Consider the following 25,026-nt stretch of genomic DNA (forward strand, 5'->3'; position numbering starts at 1 on the left):
GACATAGCTTGAGTCTTAAAAACAAAATAAGGCCTGTAAAAACAGACCTTATTGGCAAGTTGAAAAATAATATTAATTAATAGCGTAATCGTTAAGAGATTTGCCGCTATCTAGTGCATCTTTATAAACGCGAGGCATACGGCCAATGCCTGTCCACAAGTGCTCTTCGCCATTGTCATCCACAAGTTTATATTTGATAGGACGCTTCTTACCTACGTTTTTGTTTGTGCTGGTATCTAACGCTTGTAAATCTTCTACGTTTAGACCTGCTTCTTCCATTTGCTTTTTAATAGCAGCAAGTTTTTCTAACTTTTCTTTTTCTAGTTTTTCTTGTTCTAGTAATTTTTCTTTTCTTTTTTCTATTATACCGCTAAGTTTTTCCTGAACTTGTTCAAGTTCTTCTATGCTTAATTCCTTAACAGCACCTTGTAAACGTCTTCCATGGGTTAAAATATCTAAAAAGTCGCTCATTAATTAACCTTAATACGTTGTACTAAATTTCTTTAAGATAATAATTAAAAGTAGCACAAAAAAAAAGCGAGCTAAGCTCGCTTTTAAAAAATATCAGTTAAATAACCAAATATTGCATTTAATTACATATTTGGATAATTCGGGCCGCCAGCACCTTCAGGTACAACCCACTTAATATTCTGGCTAGGATCTTTGATATCGCATGTTTTACAATGCACACAGTTTTGCGCATTAATTTGAAAGCGTTTTTCACCTTCTTCTTCAATAACCTCATAAACGCCAGCAGGGCAATAGCGCTGTGCGGGTTCTGCGAATTTTGGTAGGTTAATCTGTAAAGGAATAGACGGGTCTTTTAATTTTAAATGACACGGCTGGTCTTCTTCATGGTTTGTATTAGATAAAAACACGGAAGACAACTTATCAAAACTAAGCACACCGTCCGGCTTTGGATAAGAAATTTCTTTCGCGTCTTTCGCTTCCTTAAGCTGTGCGTAATCTTTGTGTTCGTCTTTCATGGTAAAGAATAAATTACCGTTAAAGATATTTTGCTCTAACGTATTAAATGCACCGCCCCAGAAATTGCCAAGTTTATGAATAGCAGGGCCGAAGTTACGAGAACGGAATAGCTCGTCATACAACCAAGACGATTTAAATTTATCTGTATAGCTCGTTAGCTCTTTTACTGGCGCTTCTGCGTTTTCAGATAGGGCCTCAAATATACTTTCAGCCGCAAGCATGCCTGACTTCATGGCTGTGTGGTTACCTTTAATTTTGGCAAAGTTTAGGGTACCTGCTTCACAACCTACTAGTAAGCCACCTGGGAAAGTCATTTTAGGTAAAGAATTAAACCCACCTTTAGCAATTGCACGTGCACCATAAGATACACGTTTACCGCCTTCAAGATACTGTTTAAAAACAGGGTGATGTTTCAAGCGTTGAAATTCGTCAAACGGGCTCAAATAAGGATTGTCGTAGTTAAGGTCGACAATTAAGCCTACAAACACCTGATTATCTTCGGCGTGATATAAATAGCTACCGCCCGTGGCGTCATCAAGTGGCCATCCTGCACTGTGTACAACTAAACCCGGCTGGTGCTTCGCTGGGTCTATATCCCAAATCTCTTTAAAGCCGATAGCATAATGCTGAGGAGAGCTGTCTTCATCTAAATTGAAGTGAGAAATGAGCTCTTTGCCTAAATGACCACGACAGCCTTCTGCAAACACGGTGTATTTAGCACGTAATTCCATGCCCGGCATGTAACCGTCTTTGGGTTCACCGTCTTCACCAACACCCATGTCGCCAGTAAGCACGCCGCCAACACTACCGTCTTCATTATAAATAACTTCAGAAGCTGCAAAGCCAGGGAACACTTCAACGCCTAGCTGCTCGGCCTGTTCTGCAAGCCAACGGCTAACATTGCCCATAGACACGATATAGTTACCATCATTGTGCATAGTTTTGGGCGTAATGGCGTTTGGTAACTTTTTCGCTGACGTTTCATCGTTAAGCAAATAGATGTGGTCTTCAGTTACCTGCGTATTAAGTGGCGCACCTTTTTCTTTCCAATCGGGAAATAGTTCGTTGAGCGAACGGGGCTCGAATACCGCGCCTGAGAGGATATGTGCACCTACTTCGGAGCCCTTTTCGACCACACAAACCATAAGTTCTTGGTCTTTTTCATTCGCAAGCTGCATCAGCTTACAAGCAGTTGATAATCCAGCTGGGCCGGCACCGACGATGACTACGTCAAACTCCATCGATTCTCGTTCCACGGGAGGCTCCTTATGTTTGTATTTTTATAGTGCACTATTGATGAAACAAATAATGCTTTGTGTCAAAAACATGTAAATTAATTGTCGTTTTGCAAGGTAAAGCAGGTTGACGTTTACGTCAACAGTAAGTACATTGCAAAGCAGTTTACGTTAACGTTAACTGGCAGCCCATTATACCTGCTCGTAAACGTGGTGTTAACGTCGTTTTAAGGCTAGCCTTTAAAAAACGTACGTTCCACAGTTTCTTTTTTAACGTATAAGCATTGTTAAAGTTTCAAAAAGCGTGGTGAAGTAATACGTTTTTAATTATTAATAGTTAATTATTAATGAAACGTAATTAGCACTGACGAACTCAACAATTGAGGTAAATATGAAAATACTCGTACCGGTCAAACGCGCGATCGACTACAACGTTAAGGTAAGAGTGAAGGCTGATGAATCAGGTGTAGATCTTACAAACGCGAAAATGGCCATTAACCCTTTTTGTGAAATTGCTGTTGAAGAAGCCGTTCGATTAAAAGAAAAAGGCGTGGCAACGGAAATCGTTGTTGTTTCAATAGGTGATAAAAGCTGTCAAGAACAAATACGCACAGCACTTGCCCTAGGTGCTGATCGTGGTATTCAAATTGATACCGACCAAAATCTTGACTCACTTCAAGTAGCAAAGCTTTTGGCGAAAGTGGTTGAAGAAGAACAGCCTCAACTTGTTATTCTTGGTAAGCAGAGCATTGACTCTGACAACAACCAAACTGGCCAAATGCTGGCAGCGCTAACGGGTATGCCTCAAGGTACCTTCGCTTCAGAAGTGGTTGTAGATGGTGAAAAAGTAAACGTAACACGTGAAATCGACGGTGGTCTTCAAACCGTAGCGCTGTCGCTTCCTGCTGTTGTAACGACAGATCTACGTTTGAACGAACCGCGTTATGCATCGCTTCCAAACATTATGAAAGCAAAGCGTAAGCCTCTTGATGTTAAAGCTGCGGCAGATTTCGGTGTTGCGCTTGAATCTAACGTTAAGGTATTGAAAGTTACGCCTCCGCCTCAGCGTGAGGGCGGCATCAAAGTGGCAGACGTTGCTGAGTTGGTAGACAAGTTAAAAAATGAAGCAAAGGTGATCTCATGAGCGTACTTGTATATGCAGAACACGACAACGCAAGCTTAAAAACAGAAACGCACAAGCTTGTTAACGCCGCACAAAAAATGGGTGGCGATATTCATGTTTTAGTGGCAGGTGAAGGTTGCCAAGCGGTTGCTGAAGCTGCAGCGCAAATTGACGGCGTTGCAAAAGTACTTGTTGCTGATAATGCTGCTTATAAAAACCAGCTTGCAGAAAATACGGCTGACCTAGTGATAGAGCTTGCAGGCGACTACAGCCACGTTGTTGCTGCCGCAACTACAACAGGCAAAAACTTTATGCCTCGCGTAGCTGCACTGCTAGACGTAGCGCAAATTTCAGACATTATTGGTGTAGAGAGCGAAGATACCTTTGTTCGTCCAATTTATGCAGGCAACGCTATTGCTACTGTTCAATCATCTGATGCGAAGAAGGTGATCACAGTTCGTGCCGCATCGTTCGATGCAGCGACAACAGGTGGTAGCGCAGAAGTGGCAGCACTTGATGTTGTAAAAAGTAGCGATAAGTCTGACTTCGTTTCCGCAGAGCTTACCGAGTCTGAGCGCCCTGAACTAACGGCAGCGGAAGTGGTTATTTCTGGTGGTCGCGGTATGCAAAACGGTGATAACTTCAAGCTGCTTGAAGGTATTGCCGACAAACTTGGTGCCGCGATTGGAGCATCGCGTGCTGCAGTAGACGCCGGATTTGTTCCAAATGATATGCAGGTTGGCCAAACAGGTAAAATTGTTGCACCTCAACTTTACATTGCGGTAGGTATCTCGGGCGCTATTCAGCACCTTGCAGGTATGAAAGATTCAAAAGTTATTGTTGCTATCAACAAAGACGAAGAAGCGCCAATCTTCCAGGTTGCTGACTACGGCTTGGTAGGCGACTTGTTTGAGGTACTTCCAGAGTTGGAAGGAACGCTTTAATTCGCGCTCTTAGGCTAAATAAGACAAAGGCTGCATTTATGCAGCCTTTTTTGTAGGGGTATTGTTATATGTATCTATTGCGAATCAAGATTCGTTTTGAAGCTGATTTACCACTCAAACACGCACAACTGAATTATCTTCTAGGCTAACAGGAGAGGGGGTATAAGCGTCGGCTGCCCAGTCGTTTTCCCATTTTTCACCATCGATAAGGTAGCGAAACTGATATTCGTGATCTTTTTCCAAATCCACTGTTAATGTGAAATCGCCGCTTTTAAGCTTTTTCATCGTCAGTGGCTGCGTTTTCCAATCAGTGAAATCTCCACATAGTGCAGCTTCTTTCGCATCTTTCGCTGCTTCCGCATTCAGTCGAAATGTCACTTTGCACAAAGGTTTTGATTTAAGGTATTGTTTCTTAAGACTCATAATGTGTTTCCCTTCAACGTAGCGAAATCATTCCCGAGGCTATTTCTCATTAGAAAGTTAGCTTGAACAACAGCCGTCGGTTAACTCATAACCAATGAGTGCTCAAATAATCAACGAAAACCTGATAATTATCAATCTTACTTTGTATTCTTTTGATAATTTTTTATATTAGGTGTGCTGATTTTTGAATGTGTATAAAAACAACAATTAGACACAAAATTTAACAATCTTAATTGAGCATAATAACCAAAAATCAGTACACTAGTGTTGAAACAATAATAATAGAATCTAGCGGGTTATCAGGTGATAAGTGAATAGAGTGGTAGTCTATAGCCTAAATGTCACTAGCACAGGTGCCTTCTTTCTCAGGGATAGTAAATGAAAAACTCCATGTTAATGAAAAGTGGTATTCCATTATTCATAGTGCTGATCGCGTTTATCGCCGCGACGGTTATGATCAAATCACGTAAGCCTCCAGAGCAAGTGCCCGTAGAAATTCCCGCTTTTCTCGTTGACGCAAAAGAAGTTTATTCAGAAGCAGTAAACTTTGTTGTCAAGTCCCAGGGTAACGTAGTTCCGCAGAATAAAACTTCATTGAGTGCACAGGTCAGTGGTCAAGTTATAAGCTTGTCGAAAGTTTTTGTTGCTGGTGGAACTTTTAAAAAAGGCGGTGTACTTGCCACGTTAGAACAAGATGATTATCGCACAGATCTTAAGCTAGCCGAAGCTGAATTGGCCCAAGCTAAAGCAGCCCTTCAAGAAGAAATAGCTCGCGGAAAAGTAGCCGAACAAGAATGGCGCTCAGTCAGAAACGTAGCGCCGCCTGAGTTAGGCTTAAGAAAGCCTCAATTGGCAAAAGAACAGGCAAACGTGAAAGCGGCAGAAGCTAAGTTGGAGCGCGCTAAGCGTAACTTGGCTAGAACCCAAATTACCGCTCCTTACAACGGTATCGTGGTTGAGCGTAATATAGATCTCGGACAGTTTGTCGCCATGGGCTCCGTACTTGGCACTATTTACTCTACTGATACCGCGGAAGTTAGGTTACCTATTACCGACAGCGACTTAATGTTTATTAATATTGCTGGGCAGTCTAGCGAAGGGGCCCCTGTTTCATTAACTGCGACTGTTGGTGGTGTTAAACGCGTTTGGGAAGGTCAACTGGTTCGTTCAGAAGGTATTTTGGATACAGGAAGCAGAGTGGTGTATGCCATTGTTGAGGTGCAAGACCCTTACAATTTGCAAACTTCACACCAGTCACCTTTGCGTTTTGGACAGTTCGTTGAAGCAGAAATTACCTCACGTCAAAACGAAGAGCTTGTCGTGTTACCTCGCAGCATTTTGCGTTTAGACAATACCGTGCTTACTGTGAACGATAATCGCGAAATTGAAATTAAGCCCGTCGAAGTAGCTCGCACCACAGCGAAAGATGTCTTTATTCGCTCAGGTATTGCGGAAGGAAGTTTGGTGGTAACCAGTGCGGTTCCAAATCCATACGACGGCATGAAAGTGCGCCTGCCGGGTGACGAGCCCGTACTTGCTGATACTGCAGAAGCGGACTCTTCTGATAGTACTGATAGTGTGGAAAGCGAATCGTCGGAAGGTGACAACTAATGAGTCGCATCGATACCAACAAAGGTTTAATTGCTTGGTTTGCGCGTAATAATGTGGCGGCGAACCTGCTGATGATTTTGCTTATTGTGGGCGGCTTGTTCAGTGCTTCCAGTATTCAAAAACAAGTATTTCCGAGCTTTGAAATTGACGTCATTAGCGTTCGTGTACCTTACTTGGGCGCAGCCCCTCAAGAAGTTGAAGAAGGGGTGCTGCTTAAAATTGAAGAGTCTATAAAGGACTTGGAGGGAATAAAGCAGCTTAACTCTACCGCCGTAGAAGGCATGGGGACAGTAAGTATACAGGTAGAAGAAGACTATGATGTTCAGTCTCTACTTGATGAAGTAAAGGTTCAAGTTGATGCCATTCCAAGTTTCCCAGCGGATACTGAAAAGCCAGTTATTTATCGCCAAAAAATCCAACAGGACGTGATATGGCTATCAGTTTATGGGGATGCTTCTGAAAGAGAGTTGAAAGAGTTTGCTAAAGACTTAAGGGATGACATTGCTAACCTGCCAGGTATATCAAGTGTTCAGGTTGTAGGCTCAAGAGATTATGAAATTTCTGTAGAACTATCTGAAGTCGATTTGCAAAAGTATAACCTTACGTTTGCTGATGTGGTCGCTCGTTTGAGCCAAACCAGTGTAGACTTACCAGGTGGTTCAATTCGCACGGAAAACGGCGACATACTGCTAAGAACAAAAGGGCAGGCCTATACCGGTTGGGACTTCTCTCAAATCGTACTAGTCACAAACGCTAACGGTACTCGCGTTACTTTGGGTGATGTTGCCTATATCAACGATGGCTTTATTGAAAACAATCAATATGCATTGTTTGATGATAAACCCGCGGTTAGCTTGCGTGTGCAGGCTGTGGGCGATCAAAACGCCTTAGAAATTTCTGAGCAGGTTAACAATTACGTTGATAGTCAAAAATCGGAGTTTCCCGCGCATATTACTGCGGATACGTGGGGCGATAGCTCGTTCTATCTGGCTGACCGACTTAACATGATGCTTGAAAACATGTTCTTTGGTGCACTACTTGTATTTTTAGTGCTCTCGTTATTTTTGAAAATTAAGCTCGCGTTTTGGGTTATCGTTGGCTTGCCAGTCTGCTTTCTTGGCACCCTGCTTGTCATGCCGTTAGATATGGTTGGCGTGTCGATTAACATGCTTAGTCTTTTTGCCTTTATTCTTGTATTGGGGATTGTGGTAGATGACGCAATTATCATGGGTGAATCGGCTTACTCTGAAATAGATAAAAAAGGGCACAGTGCTGATAACGTTATTGCGGGCGTTAAAAAAGTTGCTATGCCTGCAACTTTTGGTGTTTTAACCACTATCGCTGCGTTTTCACCCATGCTTATGGTATCCGGTCCGTTCGGCATTATTTGGAAAACCATCGGCATGGTGGTGATTGTTTGTCTTATTTTCTCGCTTATTGAATCGAAGTTAATCCTGCCGGCGCACTTAGTGCACATGAAGCTCAAGCCTTATGATCCGGAAAAAGCTAACGCGTTCCAAAAGTTCCGCGACTTCTTCAGTGAAGGCATAAAGACATTTATTAATAATAAGTACGCGCCGTTTTTGGCAAAAGCAATACGCAATCGCTATACAACAGTGGCTGTGTTTTTGGCGATGCTTATTCTTACAGTTGGGCTGTTTGGTGGCGGCATCGTGCGTTTTGTATTCTTCCCGAATATTCCTAGTGACTTTATGATGGCCAGCTTTGAGTTAGAGCCCGGCTCGTCACTAGAACAGCGAGACAAAGTACTAACTACACTTCGCGAAGCTATGCACCGTATGGATGACAAAGTTGCAGAAGAGACGGGCGAAAACGTAATTAAGCACGCAATAGCCTTTGACAATGGTAACTTAGGTGGTGAAATCTTTGCTGAGCTTACAAAAGGTGAAACCCGCACCCTTACTGACTTTGAAATTCAGGATATGTGGCGTCAAGAGGTCCCTGAAATTCCGGGAGTGAAGTCATTTAATATTAGCTCACCGGGTGGTCCTGGCGGCGGTGCTGACTTAAGCTTTGAATTCAGCTCTAGCGATATTAAGGCATTGCGAGCTATAAGTGACGATATAAAAGAGGTCTTAGATAAATACGAAGGCGTTACCGATATCAACGATACCTTCTCAGGCGGTAGCGAAGAAATTCAGTTGGCGCTGAAACCTCAGGCCGATGCGTTGGGCATTTCACTTCGCGATTTAGGTCAGCAAGTTCGCTTTGGTTTTTACGGTGCAGAAGTGCAGCGTATTCAGCGTGATGATGAAGAAATAAAAGTTATGGTGCGCTACCCGAAAGCGGAACGCAGTTCCATAGAGCATCTTGAAAACATGCGTATTCGTGCGCCGAATGGCCAAGAAATCCCTTTTGAACAAGTTGCGACATTCACTGTAGGGCAAGGGTTCGATTCAATTATTCGTGTAGATGGTAAACGTTCAGTCACCGTAACGGGTGTAGTTGATAAAGCGTTACTTGACCCTTCAGAAGTGACTAATGATGTCATTGAAAAATTAATGCCAGACCTACTAGCCCGCTATCCCAGTGTTGAATTTCAGCTACAAGGGAATTCAAAGGAGCAGGCTGATGCTATGGTTAGTCTGATGCAGGGGCTGTTGTTTGCGTTATTTGCTATTTATGCCTTACTTGCGATACCGCTTAAATCTTACAGCCAACCCTTCATTATCATGTCAGTAATTCCTTTTGGTATTGTGGGCGCAATAGTAGGTCATTTGGTACTGGGGATGGCAGTGAGCGTACTATCGGTCTGCGGCATTATCGCATTGTCAGGTGTTGTGGTGAACGACAGCTTGATCATGGTGGACTTTGTGAATCGTGCGCGTAAAGAAGGCATGTCACTTATGGATGCAGCTATTAGCGCTGGAACACAGCGTTTTAGAGCTATTATCCTGACTTCATTAACAACTTTCATGGGGCTTATGCCAATAGTGTTTGAGCGCAGCTTGCAGGCTCAAGTTGTTATACCAATGGCGGTTTCCTTGGCCTTCGGTATTTTGTTTGCCACTGTAATCACTTTGCTGCTTGTTCCTGCACTGTACTTAATTCTCAACGACCTTAAAAATGTGTTTAGAGGAAGAAGACACCAACAAGTTACGACAGAAAGCTAAATAGACAATGCCGGGTAAAACCGGCATTTTCTTTTAAGGAATGAAAAAATGAAAAAAAATCTGATTTATGCAGCTGTAGTAGCAGCGTCAGCATGCTTAACTTTTGCTTGCACAAGTTCACATACCGCTGATACTAATTTGGTTGGAAGTGAAACCCAAAGCGTTACTATGCCTAAGGTATCTAGCTATCCAGCAACCAAAACCGTTGCGCAGCAAGATAACTATCACGGCACTATGGTAAGCGATCCATATCGTTGGTTAGAAGACGAAAAGAGCGAAGAAGTTAGAGCTTGGGTCGATTCGCAAAATACGTTGGCTCGCCCTTATCTAGCAAATTTACCCTCGAGAGAGCTTTATAAAGAGCGCTTGACCGCTTTGTGGGATTATGAAAAGTATTCGACACCCTACATGGTGAACGGCAAGTTGTTTTATTCTTATAACGACGGCTTGCAAAATCAGTACGTACTTTATATGGCCGATGGCGTAAACGGTGAACCTGAAGTACTTATCGATCCGAATACCTTGAGTGATGACGGCACCGTGTCAATGGCGTCGACTGAGCTCAGCCCTAAAGCGTCTTATCTTGCCTACATGCTGTCTGATGGCGGAACCGACTGGAAAACTATCCACGTTCGTAACACCAGCAGTAAAGAAGACTTAACCGATACCATTGAAGGCATTAAGTTCTCAAATATTGCTTGGCTTCCGGATGAAAGTGGTTTTTTCTATTCTCGTTACCCAAAAGATGAGGCGGATAAATATGATGATAGCCAAACCGTATCTATCTATTTTCACGCTATAGGTACAGAGCAAGGTGCAGATAAAAAGGTCTTTGCATTTGATAATAAACCCACTTGGAACCCATATCCATCAGTAGTGCAAGATGGAAACACGTTGCTTATATCCGTATTTGAGGGGTATCAGGCTAATGGGGTTTATGCTAAATCTCTTACAAAAGAAAACAGTCATCTTGTTCCCGTTTTCGATAAATGGGATGGGCGTTACGATTTAATTGGCGAACACAAAGATGCGTTATTTTTTAAATCTACTGCAGGCGCGCCAACTGGTAAGGTCGTTAAAATCAATTTCGATGGTGTTGTTAAAGCAACGGAAACCGTAGTTGAAAGTACTGCTGCTACCTTGTCTAGCGTTTCACTTTTGGGTGAAAAGCTTTTTGCTCAGTATCTCAAAGACGTAAAAGGGCAAGTAAGTGTCTTTGATTTAAGCGGCAAAAAAATCGATGAAATAGCGTTTTCTGATATCGGTAGCGTGAGCGGTTTCTACGGCGGTAAAAATGCAGATACGACCTTTTACAAGCTTACTGGGTTTACTAACCCAGGTCAGGTGTATGCCTACAATGTTGAAAGTGGTGAGTCATCACTATTTAAAACTATCGATACGGGAATTAACTACGATAACTATGAAACCAAACAGGTGTTTTACAACAGTAAAGATGGCACCAAAGTTCCCATGTTTATTGTGCACAAGAAAGGCTTAAAGTTAGACGGAAACAATAAAACCCTATTGTACGGTTATGGCGGCTTTAATATCTCATTACTACCACGATATTCAGTGTCGCGCATGGTATGGGTAGAGCAGGGCAACGTGTTGGCTATCGCAAACTTACGAGGTGGTGGCGAATATGGGCAGCAGTGGCATAAGGCTGGCACTAAGCTTAACAAGCGAAACGTTTTTGATGACTTTATTGCGGCCGGCGAGTACTTAGTGGAAAGTGGGTATACCAATCCAAACAAAATGGGTATACAAGGTGGCTCAAATGGCGGCTTACTTGTGGGTGCAACACTTACCCAGCGACCTGATCTTTTCTCTGCAGCACTACCCGCAGTGGGCGTGTTAGACATGCTTCGCTACCACACGCCGAGTGCTAATGCCCGCGCTTGGTCTTCCGATTATGGTTTAAGTGAAAACAAAGACGAGTTTGATGCGCTTTATGCTTATTCGCCACTTCACAACACTAAACCTGGCACTTGTTATCCGGCTACATTAGTAACAACAGGCGATCACGATGACCGCGTTGTACCGTGGCATAGCTATAAGTTCGCTGCGCAGTTACAGGCAGATCAAGGGTGTGATAACCCAGTGCTGCTTCGTGTAGAAACCCGCGCGGGTCACGGCGCTGGCACGCCTACGTGGATGCGAATTGAGGGGTATGCAGACCAGTGGGCCTTTTTAGAGTCCGCGCTTAATTAGCTTTCCATTGTCTTTAATAAAAACAAGCCGCTATAAAAAGCGGCTTTTTTGTTTGCATTTTAAACAAATGACCATATACTGTATAAATATCAGTATGGTTTATTTTAAGTCTCATGTGGTTGGGCTACTTTGCACAGCTTTTAGGAGAATATTATGCAAACAGGCATTAAAGCGGTTGATCAACTTATTTCAAAACACGGTATTATGGCTGATTTAGGTTCAGATACGTTTCAACGCCGCACTCGTCTCATCGGTGGCGATGAGCGTGCAAACGCACTGCCTTTTTGTATGTATCAAAAAGTGGCGCACGCCCCTTTATCAAAGCAATTTACCGTGCACCATTTTTATATGCCGGGTAATAAAGGAAAGTTAGCGAGCTTTTTGTTTGATGAAAAAGGGCAATTAATAGAACAGGTCTACTATCAAAAAGTCGCCCGCTGGGTACAGGTGTGCAGAAAGTTACAGCAGCTGGTGCAGGTGCCAACCTCAGACGTTCACATGGCGGCCTAAAAGAAATAAAAAAGCGGTGCCGTTTTTCAACGTCACCGCTCTGACAATCTAAATAGCTACAATAAATGAAAGTAGCTACTTATCTTTGATTAATAGTAAGTGTACTTGAACTCAACACCCCAAACGCGCGGCTCATTCACGATACCTGTAAGGTTGTTGAAGTCGATGGCACCTTTAACGTTGTCTTCGTCAGTAATGTTACGACCAAATAACGCTACAGTGTAGTTGTGCGCGAAGTTTTCGTAACCGATGCGTAGACCGCCTTCAAAGTTGTCGTCAGTAGTGAACTCAACTGCTTCGTAAAGGAAGATGTTGGTTTCACCCTGGAACGCCCAATCAGTAAATACAAAGAATTCACCGTCATCACCCATAGGGATGGTGTAGCGTGCTGTGAAGTTGAAGATAGACTCTGGCGCCTGTGGGAATGGGTTGCCGTCGATAGAAGCAACAAACCCGTCTGGACGAGGGTCAGTTACAGTACAGTTACCGGTAAAACCATCAGCAGCGCTTGTACCACACGGAGAAACAGTCAATGAATCATCTTTAATCTCAGTGTGGTTATAGCTGTAACCCGCTGTAAACGTAAGTTCATCAGTAGCTAGCCACTGCGCATCTACTTCAAGACCATACGCTTCACCTTTGTCTGCGTTTACAAGCGCAGTGAAGTTGTTGCCACCACCAATGGCCGAGAACTGCATGTCATCAACGGTATAGTAGAACGCGGCAGCGTTTAGACGAAGCGTGTCGTCGAATAAGTCAGACTTGATACCAAGTTCAAATGAGTTGATGGTTTCAGCGTCGGCAACGGAAGGCGCGCCTTCAAATGCAACGTCACGACCTTGAATTGTTTGAGCACGGAAACCGTTGGCATAGCGAGCAAAAACAGACACATCATCAGTTACGCGATAGTTTGCGCTAAGTTCAAAGCTTGTTTGACCATCGTCTACATCGATGTCTTCATAGTCTTGTACTTCAGCAGCGCCAATTACCAACGCGAAGCCGTCAACGTTTTGATCGCCAACTACTAGACTCTTAGAGTCGTGCGTGTAGCGAATACCGCCCGTCACATTTAGCTTATCATTTACTTGATAAGAAGTTTGGCCAAATAGTGCCCATGTTTGGTTTTCATGAAATACCGTGGTTGCACCAAAAAAGCCGTCAATGCTGGTAACATTGAACGATGCATCGTAGTAGAACGCACCTAATTGCCAGTTTAAAGCGTCGCGAGTGTTGCTGGAGAATCTAAACTCTTGGGTATATTGCTCTAAGTCATCAAGGTTATCTTGCGTAACCGCTGAAAAAGGAATGAATCCAGGGCCTGATGTGCCGTCGGCTCGATTAAAGCCACCATCAACGTCACCTAGGCTTGAGCCATCAGCAGTTTCAATAGCTGAGATTGACGTGAATGTAACCTTATCCATATCGTATTCTAGTTTTAGTGAAGCACCAAAACCGTCGTACTCTTGTGGGTTGTTATCAATACCGTCGCCCTCTAGATCGCCATCGTAAAATACGGTTTCACGATCGTAGTTTGCGTTAAGTTCATTGCTGCCTTTGTCGAAAACATTAGCGCGGAAAATAGATGCAGTACCTTCAAGCTCTCGGCCATGTACGTTTAGTAGTGCAGAGAAGTCAGCTGACGGTTCCCAAAGAAGCTGTAGACGATAGGCTTTTTCGTCGTAGCCACCGATCGCGTCGTTTTCGCCCGTGAAAGCATTATCGATGTAATCATCACGTTCTTGCGATAGTAATGATAAACGCGCAGAAAGCTCGTCAGTAAGACCGCCGCTAATAGCGCCTTCAAAGTTCATTGTACCGTAAGAACCGAAACCAGCTTTGGCATAACCCTCAACATCTTGTGTTGGCTTAACGGTATCAAATTTGATGATACCAGCAGTGGTGTTACGACCAAATAGTGTACCTTGTGGGCCACGAAGTACTTCTACTTGCTGAACGTCGAAAAGGGGGAAGCTTTTAAGTACCACGTTTTCCATTACCACTTCGTCCATGATAATAGAAACAGGTTGTGATGCAGCAAGGTCGAAGTCGGTGTTACCTAGGCCACGAATATAAAAACGCGGCGCAACACGACCGTTTGAAGATTCTGCATAAAGACCCGGTACGCGAACAGCTAGAGCAAGGATATCTTCACCGCCAGAAAATAGGCTTTCGAATTTTTCACCGCTTAGTGTCGCAACAGAAATAGGTACTTCCTGAATTGACTGAGTGCGTTTTTGCGCCGTAACGGTAATCTGTTCAAGTGAGGCTTCTTTTTTTTCTGTCGATGCGGCCTCTTGAGCAAGAACTGAAGAGCTAAACGCAGCACTAACGGCTAACGCTAGCGTGGCGATTTTGTGTGTTCTCATGTTTCCACCAAGATGTTTGTAAAATTATACTTTTGTAGTGTTTTTAGCATAAAAATTAACGATTCATGCTTGGCGTTGTATTTTACACAAACTTTGACACAAAAACTTCAAATTTGTGCAAAAGAACGCATATCTCCCCTGAAAGTGCACCATATAAGATCAAGTGCATGTGTTCAAAGAGCACCTCTGCTCAGGTATGGAGCATGCCAATGCTGTTGAAGATAACTTTATGGTGCAAGTTGTATATAAGCGTATAAAATCTCGCTAACTTCGTTTGAACTTTGCGCGATACTGAGAAGGTGATAATCCTGTCGTTTTTTTAAAAAGGCGAGTGAAAGAACTCAGGTCTTCGTATCCTACCGCACTAATCACACTCTCAAGGGCCATACTGGACGTTTCGAGGAGTTTCCTTGCGTGTTCAATTCGCAGTGACTGTAAGTATTGGCCGGGCGTGGTGTCGCACGCGTTCTTAAAGCGGCGAATAAGCGTGCGTTCAGTCATATTGTGGTGATGTGCTAATTCACTTAGCTTGCACTTGCGCTGTAAATTCTTTTCCAAAAACGACTGGACCGCTTTGATATCTTTGTCGGTGTGAAAGCGCCGTTGACGACTGCTTGCATACACTGTTTGGCTCGTTCTCGACACATCTAACACATGAGACTTTGCAGTATTGCTGGCAATTTGGTGACCACAGTAGCGCTCTATCAAAAGTATCGACAGGTCAATCCATGCCATACCGCCGCCCGCGCAATAAACAGTGTCGTCCTCTGTCACCATTTTCTCTGGCTGCAGGTTTACATTTGGAAACATGGCCTCGAATTTTTCAGCATAACCCCAGTGAGTCGTTGCGGTTTTATTATTGAGTAAACCTGTCTGCGCTAATAAAAAATTACCCGTGCAGTTAGCTGCTATATCCGCTCCCATTTTTTGAAGGCGCTTGATATGAACCAGTAGCGGCTGTGTATCATTCAGTACCTCATCAATATCGCCACCGATAGTTGGAATAAGCAAAATATCGGTGTGAGATACATCTTCAATAGCAATATTCGGCTGGAGCACAACCTGATTAGAGCAGAGAATAGATTGCCCATGATGACTAGCAAGTTGAACTTTAAATTGGGGGGTGGTGGGCAGATTATGAATTCGCTGCCAACTAATACCGGCAAAAGCGAACACATCAAGTGCACCTGTAATGGCAGATGCCAGGGCTTGATCGAAACCAAGAACAGTAACAGTCAATTTCGCGCTATTCATAAAAGTAATTAAATTTATAAGGAGACATAAAAGATAATGATTGTTGGCGGTATTAGCCATTATTGTGTCATAAATGACAATAATGGCATGGTAACGAATATGACACAATGCATTAACAAATATTCGTAGAGGACAGGACACTATGGCCGACCAACTCATTCCACGTCGCGAAATGCAGTTTCAGCTGTACGAGGTATTGAATACAGCAGCACTGTGCGAAAAGACACGCTTTGAAGAACACAATGTTGAAACCTTTAACGCCGTCATAGACATGGCAGAAAAAATGGCAGAAGAATTGTTTCTTCCTCATAACGCAGTAGCGGACAAAAATGAGCCTACCTTTGATGGAACAAAAGTATCAATGATCGACGAAGTGAAAGTCGCCTTCGATACGTACAGGGAATCCGGATTTATTGCGGGTCACTTCGATTTTGAAGATGGCGGTATGCAGCTCCCAGTAACCGTGATGAATGCCTGCGCTGGGTATTTCTTAGCAGCAAACCCATCGTCTACCGCTTATCCGTTTTTAACAGCGGCGGCTGCCAACGTAATCAAGCACTTTGCCTCAGACGATATCAAAAGCGCATTTTTACCTAAAATGCTAGCGGGCGACTTTACCGGAACGATGGCGCTTACCGAGCCTCATGCGGGTTCATCCCTTGCTGATATTCGCACCTCTGCGAAGCTGCAAGACGATGGTACGTATCGCGTTAAGGGTAGCAAAATTTATATCTCAGGTGGTGAGCATGAGCTATCCGATAATATTGTTCATTTGGTACTTGCAAAAATTCCTGGTGGTCCGGCCGGTGTGAAAGGCATTTCACTATTTGCTGTACCTAAATACCGTCTGGATGCAGAAGGAAACCCAGATGTACGCAACGATATTACTCTTGCTGGCCTAATTCATAAAATGGGCTATCGAGGTACCACTTCAACTGCATTGACCTTTGGTGAAAATGGCGATTGCCACGGCTACCTAATTGGTGAACCTCATCAAGGTTTGCGCTACATGTTCATGATGATGAACGAAGCGCGTATTGGTGTTGGCTATGGTGCGGCAATGATAGGGTATCGCGGCTATCGATATTCGTTAGAGTACGCAAAAGATCGTACCCAAGGCCGCGCCGCGCCAAATCTTGCTCCAGAAGACGACCCAACGCCAATTATCAATCATGGTGATGTTCGCCGTATGCTGCTAGCGCAGAAAGCATATTGTGAAGGCGGTATGTCTCTTTGCTTGTACGGCAGCATGCTCATCGATGAGATGGAAACCGAAGCAGACAGTGAAAAGCGTACCGAGCTTTCTCAGCTTCTTGATCTATTAACCCCCGTATTTAAGGCGTGGCCCTCTGAGTTTGGCCCGAAAGCGAACGATTTAGCAATTCAAATTTTAGGCGGTGCGGGCTACACCCGCGAATATCCAGTTGAACAATGCTGGCGCGATAACCGTCTAAACCCAATTCACGAGGGTACTAACGGCATTCAGGCGTTAGACCTGCTTGGAAGAAAGTTGTGGCAGCACGACGGCAAAGGTTTGCAAGTTTTACTCGCACGAGTAACAAGCGACATGAAGCGCGCAGAAACGCCAAGAGCACAGGCGCTGGCGGCAAAACTAAAACCTTATTTGGACCAGCTTGGCGCACTTATACAACAAGCTGCTGCAGACCTTCGTTCTGATAAACAGTCTGTGTTGCTAACCAATGCAAGTTGTTTCTTAAACATATTTTCAAGCTGTGTAGTGAGTTGGGTTTGGCTGCGCCAAGCTAACGTTGCCGAACAAGCATTAAGTAATGGTGCTGGCGAACAGGATGTTGACTTCTACGAAGGAAAACTTGCTGCAGCAGAGTATTTCTTAAATTGGGAACTACCGCTAGTCAGTCGCGACATAGAAGTACTGACGTCACGTGAAGCATCTTGCAACAATGTAAAGGCAAGCTATTTCTAAATATATAACACTAATTTGTGCGCGAAAGGCATTGCAGAAGACCAAGCAGCGCGCATAAATTGAACTGGAGTACAGCTAATGAATGTAGCTGCAAATGTTGAAGGTAAACATATTCTTATTACTGGTGGCGGATCAGGTATTGGTGCCGCATCGGCCCGCGTTTTAGCTGAGCGTGGAGCAGTCGTTGGTATTGCCGATTTAAATCAAGATAACGCAAATGCATTGGCTGAAGAGATCATTGCTGCTGGCGGCAAAGCCTATGCAGTGACTGTTGATGTTACCGAACCTACTCAAGTCAAAACAATGTTTGAAACAGCGCTTTCTCATGTTGAAAAGATAGATGTGATCATAAACAACGCGGGCATTGATCATTTCCCTGCGCCACTTACCGAAGTCGACGACGCTATGTTCATGAAAAATATTCAGGTCAACTTAGCTGGCGTATGGTACTGCATGAAAAACGCGCTGAAGCACATGACCACGACAGGTGGTGGTCACATCATCAATATAGCGTCTGTAGCAGGATTACGTTCAGCGCCAATGATAAGTGCTTATAGTGCGTCAAAACACGGGGTAATAGGGCTGACTAAGTCGGCGGCGGTGGAATACGCGCGAGCGAACATTCGTATCAATGCCGTATGTCCGAGTTTTGTTGATACGCCTATGGTTCAAGGTGTGTTATCTAAACTAGATGAACGCGGTCAGAAAGGATTAATTGCAGCCAACCCAATGAAACGCTTGGGTAAGCCTGAAGAAATTGCAAATGCTATTGCATGGCTTTGTAGTGATGAATCGTCATTTATGACGGGGCAGTCTGTAGTGTTAGACGGCGGCATGTTGGCATAAACAACAAAAGTGTTGACGTTAAAACGATGAGCTTTTAAGGGAGCGCATTTTTATACCCTTTAAAAGACGAGTATAAGACAAATGCAGCTATCGTAGATAGGACACTGAGATACGTAGCTTGCGTATAAACAGCAAGAGAAGGAATGTTTAATGAACAACCTATTTGATTTAACAGGAAAAGTAGCACTGGTTACAGGTGCTAGCCGCGGTATCGGCGAATCTATTGCCCGTCTGCTTGCCCAGTACGGCGCCCACGTTATTGTATCGAGCCGCAAAATTGACGGCTGTGAAGCGGTTGCCTCTTCAATTCGCGACGCGGGCGGTAAAGCAACGGCGTTGGCCTGTCACGTAGGCGAAATGGAGCAAATTACAGAAGCCTTTAATGTCATCAAACGTGATTTCGGTAAGCTGGATATTCTTGTAAATAACGCGGCAGCGAACCCTTATTTTGGTCATATTTTGGATACTGACTTAGGCGCTTATAACAAAACTGTAGACGTGAACATTCGTGGCTACTTCTTCATGTCAATTGAAGCAGGCAAAATGATGAAAGAGCAGGGCGGTGGCGTCATACTCAATACCGCTTCAGTAAATGGCGTAACGCCGGGCGATATGCAAGGTATCTACTCTATTACTAAAGCGGCAGTTATCAGCATGACTAAATCGTTCGCAAAAGAATGTGGTAGCTTAAACATTCGCGTAAACGCATTACTGCCAGGTTTGACCGACACTAAATTTGCGTCAGCATTAACGACCAACGAGCAAATTTTGAAACACGCACTGAAAGTGATTCCGCTGGGCCGCGTAGCAGATCCAGATGAAATGGCAGGGACAGTATTGTATTTAGTGTCAGATGCCTCAAGCTACACCACAGGCACGACAGTAGTGGTAGATGGTGGTATGCTAGCCTAATTAGTTATAATTACGAGATACGACCATGCATATATGGGTTGACGCCGATGCGTGCCCTGCAGTGATCAAAGACATACTTTTTAAGGCAGCCAGACGTACAAAGCTGCCTTTGTCTTTGGTGGCTAACCATTTTATGTCTGTTCCACCAGACAAACACATCACCTTAACGCAAGTGCCCTCAGGCTTCGATGCTGCTGACGACTATATAGTAGAGAAGTGCGAAGCGGGCGATCTGGTTATTACTAACGATATTCCATTAGCCGCTGATGTACTGGCAAAGAACGCGCTTGCGTTAAATAACCGTGGTGAAGAATACGACAAGTCGTCTATCAAGCAGATACTGGGTATGCGGGACTTCATGGACACCATGCGTTCAAGTGGCGAACACACGGGCGGCCCAAAGGCGTTCTCCCAGCGTGACAAACAAAACTTTGCCAATGCGCTAGACCGCCTATTAACCCAAGGCCTCCGCGCCCTAAAATAAAGTATGGGGTCAGAGTACTTTATATACTGGAAAAAGTACTCTGACCCCATTAACTTTAGCAGTCGCCACCGCCGCCGGCATCACTGCCACAAGACGAGCTTGAGCTACTGGTTGGCGTGTAAATGGCTGCGCTACTGTCTCCGTGGGAACCAGACTTACTGCCGCCAGTCTTTGTGGCAAACGATACTAAGAACACCAATGTACACAGAGCAATAATAGCGATAGATGCTTTCCACTCACCTGTTGTAGTGCCCGCGTAGCATGCGTATGCAGCCACCGCTAAGCTTACAAGCCTTATTAGTAACCTCATAACGATCTCCTTTTTACCGAAAGGCATTAGGGGTGAAAAAAAGTACTTTGAACCCATTTAGGCCTTTTTATGGGGGCAGAAATGTACTCTGCCCCCATTATTGGGGACTATTTAACGATGGTCATTTCTTCGATAAGGTTTGTTGCACCGTCAACGTATTGCATTACCCATAGCATGTAGCGCGTGTCTACATGAATGGTACGGGTTGTTTTCGGATCAAAGTCCCAATCTGAATTAACACTTTCGAATGTACCGTCAAATAACAAACCGATTAGTTCTGCTTTTGCGTTAAGCGTTGCAGAACCTGAGTTTCCGCCCGTTGAGTCTAAGTCCGTAAGGAAGTTAACCGGTACGCTATTGATGTCTTCAAGCTTGTACGGACCGTACTGTTTGTCTTCAATAAGCTCAAGCTGCTTTTTCGGTGAATCAAATGGTGTTTCGCCGGTATCCTTTTCAGTAATGCCTTCAAGACGGGTAAAGGGTTCGTAAATGAGGCCATCTTTTGGCGAACCGCCCATCACGTTACCGTAAGTGACGCGCAGTGTACTGTTCGCATCCGGGTAAGCAAGGCTACCCAAAGATTTTTGCCATTCGATAATGGCACTCATGTATTTAGGGCGAAGTGCAGCAGCCTTTCCGCTAAGTGTTTTGCTTTTATCTTCAATCGCCATTTCGGTATCAAATAACGCAACGGCAAGTTTAATGAATGGGTCGTTGCTGTTTTCGAAATCAGCGCGGCTTGCGGTTAACCATTTTAAACGCTCTTCAGTGCTGGTAAGTGAAGTATTGTCGTAAAACGCTTTTAACTTCTTCTGAAGCGTTTTTCCGTCAGTATCACCATTGATGCCTACTGCTTTATCGAAAGCTGCAACTCGGTTTTCTTCAGGCTGCTCTAGGTACATGCTGATCATCTTTTGCCACACAGCTTGATCTACTACCGCATCAAAACGGCGCTCAATGCGTTCTACGCCTTCTTTAATGCGTATTTGGTCGCGCTCTTGGTATCCACGCTCACGCTCGGCATCTGGCTTTTCTCTCTCAATAGCATTGCGATAGAGGGTTTGAGCAGAAGATAAAAGCTGTGCACGATTAAGGTTGTTGTACCAGAAGTTTTGCTTGTTCATCTGCATTTGTTCAGCGCTAACTGCATCAAGAGCGGCCAAAGCTTGCTTCAATTCACTTTTGCCGTTTTTATCTAGCCATGCTGCTAACTGTTCTTCACGCTCGGCGCGGCGAGGAACAAGTCCAACACGCTTTGCACCAGAGAGCTGGCCTAAGGTATTTTTGTGAAAGTTGTTCAAGCCAGCAAGCGTTGCTTCATATTTAATACGGGCATCGCTGCCTTCTTCAGACGAGCTTTCAATAGTTTTGATCCATTCATCTACCAGTTCAAGATAGGTAGGGTATAGCCAGTCAAACATGTACGAAACTTGCGACAAACGGGCATAGCGGTTTGTAGAACCAGGGTATCCCGCTGCCATAACAAAATCACCGTCTTCAAGACCCGCAGCAGATACTTTTAGGAAGTGATCAGGTTTAAACGGCACGTTGTTTTCACTGTAATCAGCTGGTTTACCGTCTTTACCCACGTAAGCGCGATAGAAAGAGAAGTCACCGGTGTGACGAGGCCACATCCAGTTATCTACGTCGCCGCCGTATTTCCCGATAGAGTCAGCAGGCGCATAGGCTATGCGCACGTCACGAATTTCCATTTGCTTAATCAGTTTATATTCAAGACCTTGGAAAAATGAAGGTACAGAGCAGCGGAAGCCTGCTTCAGATTCACATTCTGCAATGAGTGCTTTGCGATTGGCCTCGATAAGGTCGTAGCGCTCACGCCCTTGAACATCGTCACCGATACCGCCAATAACTTTATCGGTTACGTCAGAAAAATCTACGGTAACAAACATGCGAGTACCCGGTGCCGCGGGTAGTTCATCACCAATTTCTTTTGCAAGAAAACCGTCTTTTAAGTAGTTGTTTTCTGGTGTGCTGTTGTATTGTACTGAACCGCGTGCGCAGTGATGATTGGTTACCGCTAAGCCTTTGTCAGATACAAAAGATGCTGAACAACCACCAAGAGAAACAATAGCGCCCATTGGAAACGCGGTTAAATCGTTAATGCTACTTGCAGGAATTGCCAAACCGGTTTCTTTTAAATCGCCAGCAATTGAAGGGAGCTGTTCTGGCGTGAACATGCCTTCCTTAGCATCTACCTGCATAGCACTGCCAAGCAACGCGGCAGAAATACAAAATACACTTACTTTAGACATTGGTGATCCTTGTTCTTGTCGTTAATCTAATTGTTATACGTCAGTACTAATAAATACGAAGTTAACGTCTACGTCAACATTGTTACAGTGTAACGACAATATGCCGTGTACCCTATGAGAAAGCACATAAAGCACGGCGTAAATTTGTTAGGAAGTGTGACAAACTGCCACTGACAGCAGAGAAGGGCGCATTTATCGCACAAATAGAGAAGGTAGATAATTTAAAATAAAACAAAAAGGCAGAGTATCAACTCTGCCTTTTAAACTTTTTAAGCCGCCAGGTTGCGGTTAAAGTACTGACACCAATGCTTTTGCTAGTGTTTCTACGTTTTCTTGGTTGATGCCTGCAATGTTTACGCGGCTAGAATCAACAAAATAGACACTGTGCTTTTCACGTACTTCGCGCACTTGCTCAGGTGTGATACACAAGAATGAGAACATACCTTTTTGGTCGTTCACGAAGCTGAAGTCTTTTGGTGAGCCATTATCGTGAAGGTTTTGAACAAGCATGGCACGTAGAGACTTCATGCGGTCGCGCATTTCGTTCACTTCAGATACCCACTCGTTATTAAGTGCTTCGTCAGAAAGAATGATGTCTACTAGTGCACCACCGTAGCTTGGCGGCATCGAGTAGATGCCACGTGCGATTGACTGAATTTGACCCTGCGCAATTTTACGGGTTGCTGAATCTTCAGTGATGATAGCTGCAAGACCAACGCGCTCGCGATAAAGGCCGAAGTTTTTAGAGCAAGACGCCGCTACAATTACTTCTGGAAGATTCTCAACCAACAAACGCATGCCGTACGCATCTTCCTCTAAGCCTTCACCGAAGCCAAGGTAAGCCACGTCGATGAAAGGCAAAAATTCACGCTCTTTAGCTACTTCTAATACTTCATCCCATTGTGCATTGGTAAGGTCTGCACCTGTAGGGTTATGACAGCACCCGTGAAGAAGAACGATATCGCCTTTTTCAGTTTTGCGAAGGGTTTCCATCATAGCGTCGAAACGAATGCTCGCTGACGCTTTATCGAAATACGGGTAGGTTTCAATTTTTAGGCCCGCAGAGCCGATAAGTGGAATGTGGTTAGCCCAGGTTGGGTCGCTTACCCATACTTTCGCGTTGTCGTTACAACGGGCAAGTAGTTCTGACAAAATACGCAGCGCGCCACATCCACCTGGTGCTTGAACAGCAGCAACACGGTCTGCTAAAAGAACAGGGCTATTCTTACCTAGAAGCAAAGACAACATACCGTCGATAAAACCTTGGTTACCCTGAGGCGTAATGTAGGTTTTACTGGTCTCTTTGTCTAAAAGCACTTTTTGCGCTTTTGCGACACTTGAAAGAATAGGGGTATTACCTTGCTCATCTTTATATACGCCAACACCTAAATCGATTTTATTTGGGTTGGTGTCTTCACGAAAAGCAGCTGACAGACCAAGAATTGGATCAGGGGCGAGATGGGGTAATACTTCAAACACGATATGTCCTCACGTTACGTTGGTGTGCAATAATTAGCAGGCAGGCATTATGCCATCGATGGTGGAAAAAACGACCCCTAAAGGTTGAAAATATTTCAATTAATCTGCTTTATAAAGCGTAAACGAAAGTTTCATTTCAAAAATACACTAAATGGAAAAAGAAAAAGCACGGGTTTCAATTGCTTCCCCTTTGTCCGAAAAGCAGCGTTCTTTCCAAGTGAGCGTATTGTTTTTATCAACCAATAGCAAAGTAGATGTACGCGTTCCGTATTTATCAGTTTGAATGAAAATAGAAGATAATGCCTTTTCCCACTCATAACCTATGCCCGTGTCGGGTAGCAGGGCGTCATCTGCTTTATTTTCATGGCGCAAAATATCAAATAAATCGTCATCATTGATTGTACTTCGTTGCTGCACATAATCATTGAGCGCGGTAACCCCTTGGGTGACTTTTGGCCACGGAGTAATGATGTCAGCGTTAGACAACCCATACACACCTGTATCAATTGAGTGGGTCGAATTGTTTACGTTGTTGTAAACGTGAAGCGCATTCACATCCCCAAATAGTAAGTTATAACCGTTGTACTGGTGTCGCGTTTTTTCAAGCCTAGCTAAATATGCTGACTGTTCGGAATACCCTTTTGGGGTCGGGGCTTGTTTAAGCCAATTAGCAACCAATTCCCCACGGGATACTGCATTTTTACTGATGCTGCGTGGGTCTCTCACATTGGTAAGCGCTGCAATTTTTCCGTTACGCGTAACACCCATCCAGGTTCCATTAGCTTCTAAATCCTGCCCAGCAAGCAAGTGCGGGTGGCTTTCCCAAAATGTTGAAGGTGCGGTTGGTCTTACGTAGAACTCGTCTCGATTCGCTGCAATTATTAGTGGGTAGTCATCTCGCATCTTGTTTGCGATAAATAAAATACACATAGCTTACCTAGTGTCCTTGTCTTAACTTGTTCACCACACATCGTTTAAT

Annotated in this window: 19 protein-coding genes; 10 read left to right on the forward strand and 9 right to left on the reverse strand. The window is 44.2% G+C overall.

Going from position 1 to position 25,026, the window contains the following annotated elements; genetic code table 11:
* Positions 1–72: 72 nt before the first annotated feature.
* Both V7R55_RS14695 and V7R55_RS14700 read right to left on the reverse strand, forming a co-directional pair.
* Entirely contained in the window at positions 73–471 is a 399-nt protein-coding gene (locus tag V7R55_RS14695) for an H-NS histone family protein (protein ID WP_334060047.1), read from the reverse strand.
* 122 nt (positions 472–593) lie between these two features.
* The gene (locus tag V7R55_RS14700; protein WP_334060048.1) at positions 594–2,243 is read right to left on the reverse strand and encodes an electron transfer flavoprotein-ubiquinone oxidoreductase; all 1,650 of its coding nucleotides are present in this window, start codon (positions 2,241–2,243) and stop codon (positions 594–596) included.
* Positions 2,244–2,613: 370 nt separating this feature from the next.
* Between V7R55_RS14700 and V7R55_RS14705 the strand changes: the two genes are divergently transcribed.
* Both V7R55_RS14705 and V7R55_RS14710 read left to right on the forward strand, forming a co-directional pair.
* On the forward strand, positions 2,614–3,366 hold the full coding sequence (locus V7R55_RS14705; protein ID WP_039216447.1) for an electron transfer flavoprotein subunit beta/FixA family protein: 753 nt from the start codon (positions 2,614–2,616) through the stop codon (positions 3,364–3,366).
* Positions 3,363–4,289: an electron transfer flavoprotein subunit alpha/FixB family protein gene (locus V7R55_RS14710; RefSeq protein ID WP_334060049.1), complete on the forward strand. Its 927-nt coding sequence runs from the start codon at positions 3,363–3,365 to the stop codon at positions 4,287–4,289. Before V7R55_RS14705 ends, V7R55_RS14710 begins: the two co-directional genes overlap by 4 nt.
* Positions 4,290–4,403: 114 nt before the next feature.
* Here V7R55_RS14710 and V7R55_RS14715 read toward each other — a convergent pair whose 3' ends face one another.
* A complete protein-coding gene (locus tag V7R55_RS14715) occupies positions 4,404–4,712 on the reverse strand; it encodes an isoamylase early set domain-containing protein (RefSeq protein WP_334060050.1) in 309 nt (102 codons plus the stop codon).
* A 378-nt stretch (positions 4,713–5,090) separates the two neighbouring features.
* Here V7R55_RS14715 and V7R55_RS14720 point away from each other — a divergent pair, with 378 nt between their 5' ends.
* The 4 genes from V7R55_RS14720 to V7R55_RS14735 all read left to right on the forward strand — a co-directional run bounded on the left by V7R55_RS14720 (position 5,091) and on the right by V7R55_RS14735 (position 12,178).
* Positions 5,091–6,323 carry an efflux RND transporter periplasmic adaptor subunit gene (locus V7R55_RS14720; RefSeq protein WP_334060051.1) on the forward strand — a complete coding sequence of 411 codons (1,233 nt, stop codon included), beginning with the start codon at positions 5,091–5,093 and terminating at the stop codon, positions 6,321–6,323.
* A complete protein-coding gene (locus V7R55_RS14725) occupies positions 6,323–9,457 on the forward strand; it encodes an efflux RND transporter permease subunit (protein ID WP_334060052.1) in 3,135 nt (1,044 codons plus the stop codon). Before V7R55_RS14720 ends, V7R55_RS14725 begins: the two co-directional genes overlap by 1 nt.
* Positions 9,458–9,505: 48 nt before the next feature.
* Positions 9,506–11,668 (forward strand): prolyl oligopeptidase family serine peptidase, encoded by a 2,163-nt coding sequence (locus tag V7R55_RS14730; protein ID WP_334060053.1) that lies wholly within the window; start codon positions 9,506–9,508, stop codon positions 11,666–11,668.
* 153 nt (positions 11,669–11,821) lie between these two features.
* Positions 11,822–12,178: a hypothetical protein gene (locus V7R55_RS14735; RefSeq protein ID WP_334060054.1), complete on the forward strand. Its 357-nt coding sequence runs from the start codon at positions 11,822–11,824 to the stop codon at positions 12,176–12,178.
* Positions 12,179–12,267: 89 nt separating this feature from the next.
* On the opposite strand, the gene V7R55_RS14740 is transcribed toward V7R55_RS14735, so the two are convergent.
* Both V7R55_RS14740 and V7R55_RS14745 read right to left on the reverse strand, forming a co-directional pair.
* The gene (locus tag V7R55_RS14740; protein WP_334060055.1) at positions 12,268–14,544 is read right to left on the reverse strand and encodes a TonB-dependent receptor; all 2,277 of its coding nucleotides are present in this window, start codon (positions 14,542–14,544) and stop codon (positions 12,268–12,270) included.
* 264 nt (positions 14,545–14,808) lie between these two features.
* Positions 14,809–15,798, reverse strand: a complete 990-nt coding sequence (locus V7R55_RS14745; protein WP_334060056.1) for a GlxA family transcriptional regulator — start codon at positions 15,796–15,798, stop codon at positions 14,809–14,811.
* 142 nt (positions 15,799–15,940) lie between these two features.
* Between V7R55_RS14745 and V7R55_RS14750 the strand changes: the two genes are divergently transcribed.
* The 4 genes from V7R55_RS14750 (at position 15,941) to V7R55_RS14765 (ending at position 19,985) form a co-directional block, all read left to right on the forward strand.
* Positions 15,941–17,743 (forward strand): acyl-CoA dehydrogenase, encoded by a 1,803-nt coding sequence (locus V7R55_RS14750; protein ID WP_334060058.1) that lies wholly within the window; start codon positions 15,941–15,943, stop codon positions 17,741–17,743.
* Positions 17,744–17,821: 78 nt separating this feature from the next.
* Positions 17,822–18,589 carry an SDR family NAD(P)-dependent oxidoreductase gene (locus V7R55_RS14755; protein WP_334060059.1) on the forward strand — a complete coding sequence of 256 codons (768 nt, stop codon included), beginning with the start codon at positions 17,822–17,824 and terminating at the stop codon, positions 18,587–18,589.
* A 150-nt stretch (positions 18,590–18,739) separates the two neighbouring features.
* Positions 18,740–19,501 (forward strand): SDR family oxidoreductase, encoded by a 762-nt coding sequence (locus V7R55_RS14760; RefSeq protein WP_118494390.1) that lies wholly within the window; start codon positions 18,740–18,742, stop codon positions 19,499–19,501.
* A gap of 25 nt (positions 19,502–19,526) precedes the next feature.
* On the forward strand, positions 19,527–19,985 hold the full coding sequence (locus V7R55_RS14765; protein WP_334060061.1) for a YaiI/YqxD family protein: 459 nt from the start codon (positions 19,527–19,529) through the stop codon (positions 19,983–19,985).
* Positions 19,986–20,040: 55 nt separating this feature from the next.
* Here the strand turns inward: V7R55_RS14765 and V7R55_RS14770 are convergent, their stop codons facing one another.
* The 4 genes from V7R55_RS14770 to V7R55_RS14785 all read right to left on the reverse strand — a co-directional run bounded on the left by V7R55_RS14770 (position 20,041) and on the right by V7R55_RS14785 (position 24,977).
* A complete protein-coding gene (locus tag V7R55_RS14770; protein WP_334060062.1) occupies positions 20,041–20,295 on the reverse strand; it encodes a hypothetical protein in 255 nt (84 codons plus the stop codon).
* Between the two features lie 107 nt (positions 20,296–20,402).
* Positions 20,403–22,568: a S46 family peptidase gene (locus tag V7R55_RS14775; protein WP_334060063.1), complete on the reverse strand. Its 2,166-nt coding sequence runs from the start codon at positions 22,566–22,568 to the stop codon at positions 20,403–20,405.
* Positions 22,569–22,856: 288 nt separating this feature from the next.
* Entirely contained in the window at positions 22,857–24,047 is a 1,191-nt protein-coding gene (locus tag V7R55_RS14780; RefSeq protein ID WP_334060064.1) for an amino acid aminotransferase, read from the reverse strand.
* A 147-nt stretch (positions 24,048–24,194) separates the two neighbouring features.
* Positions 24,195–24,977: an NRDE family protein gene (locus V7R55_RS14785; RefSeq protein ID WP_334060065.1), complete on the reverse strand. Its 783-nt coding sequence runs from the start codon at positions 24,975–24,977 to the stop codon at positions 24,195–24,197.
* Between the last annotated feature and the right edge of the window lie 49 nt (positions 24,978–25,026).

This window comes from Alteromonas sp. S005, from assembly GCF_036864475.1.
GTDB lineage: Bacteria > Pseudomonadota > Gammaproteobacteria > Enterobacterales > Alteromonadaceae > Alteromonas.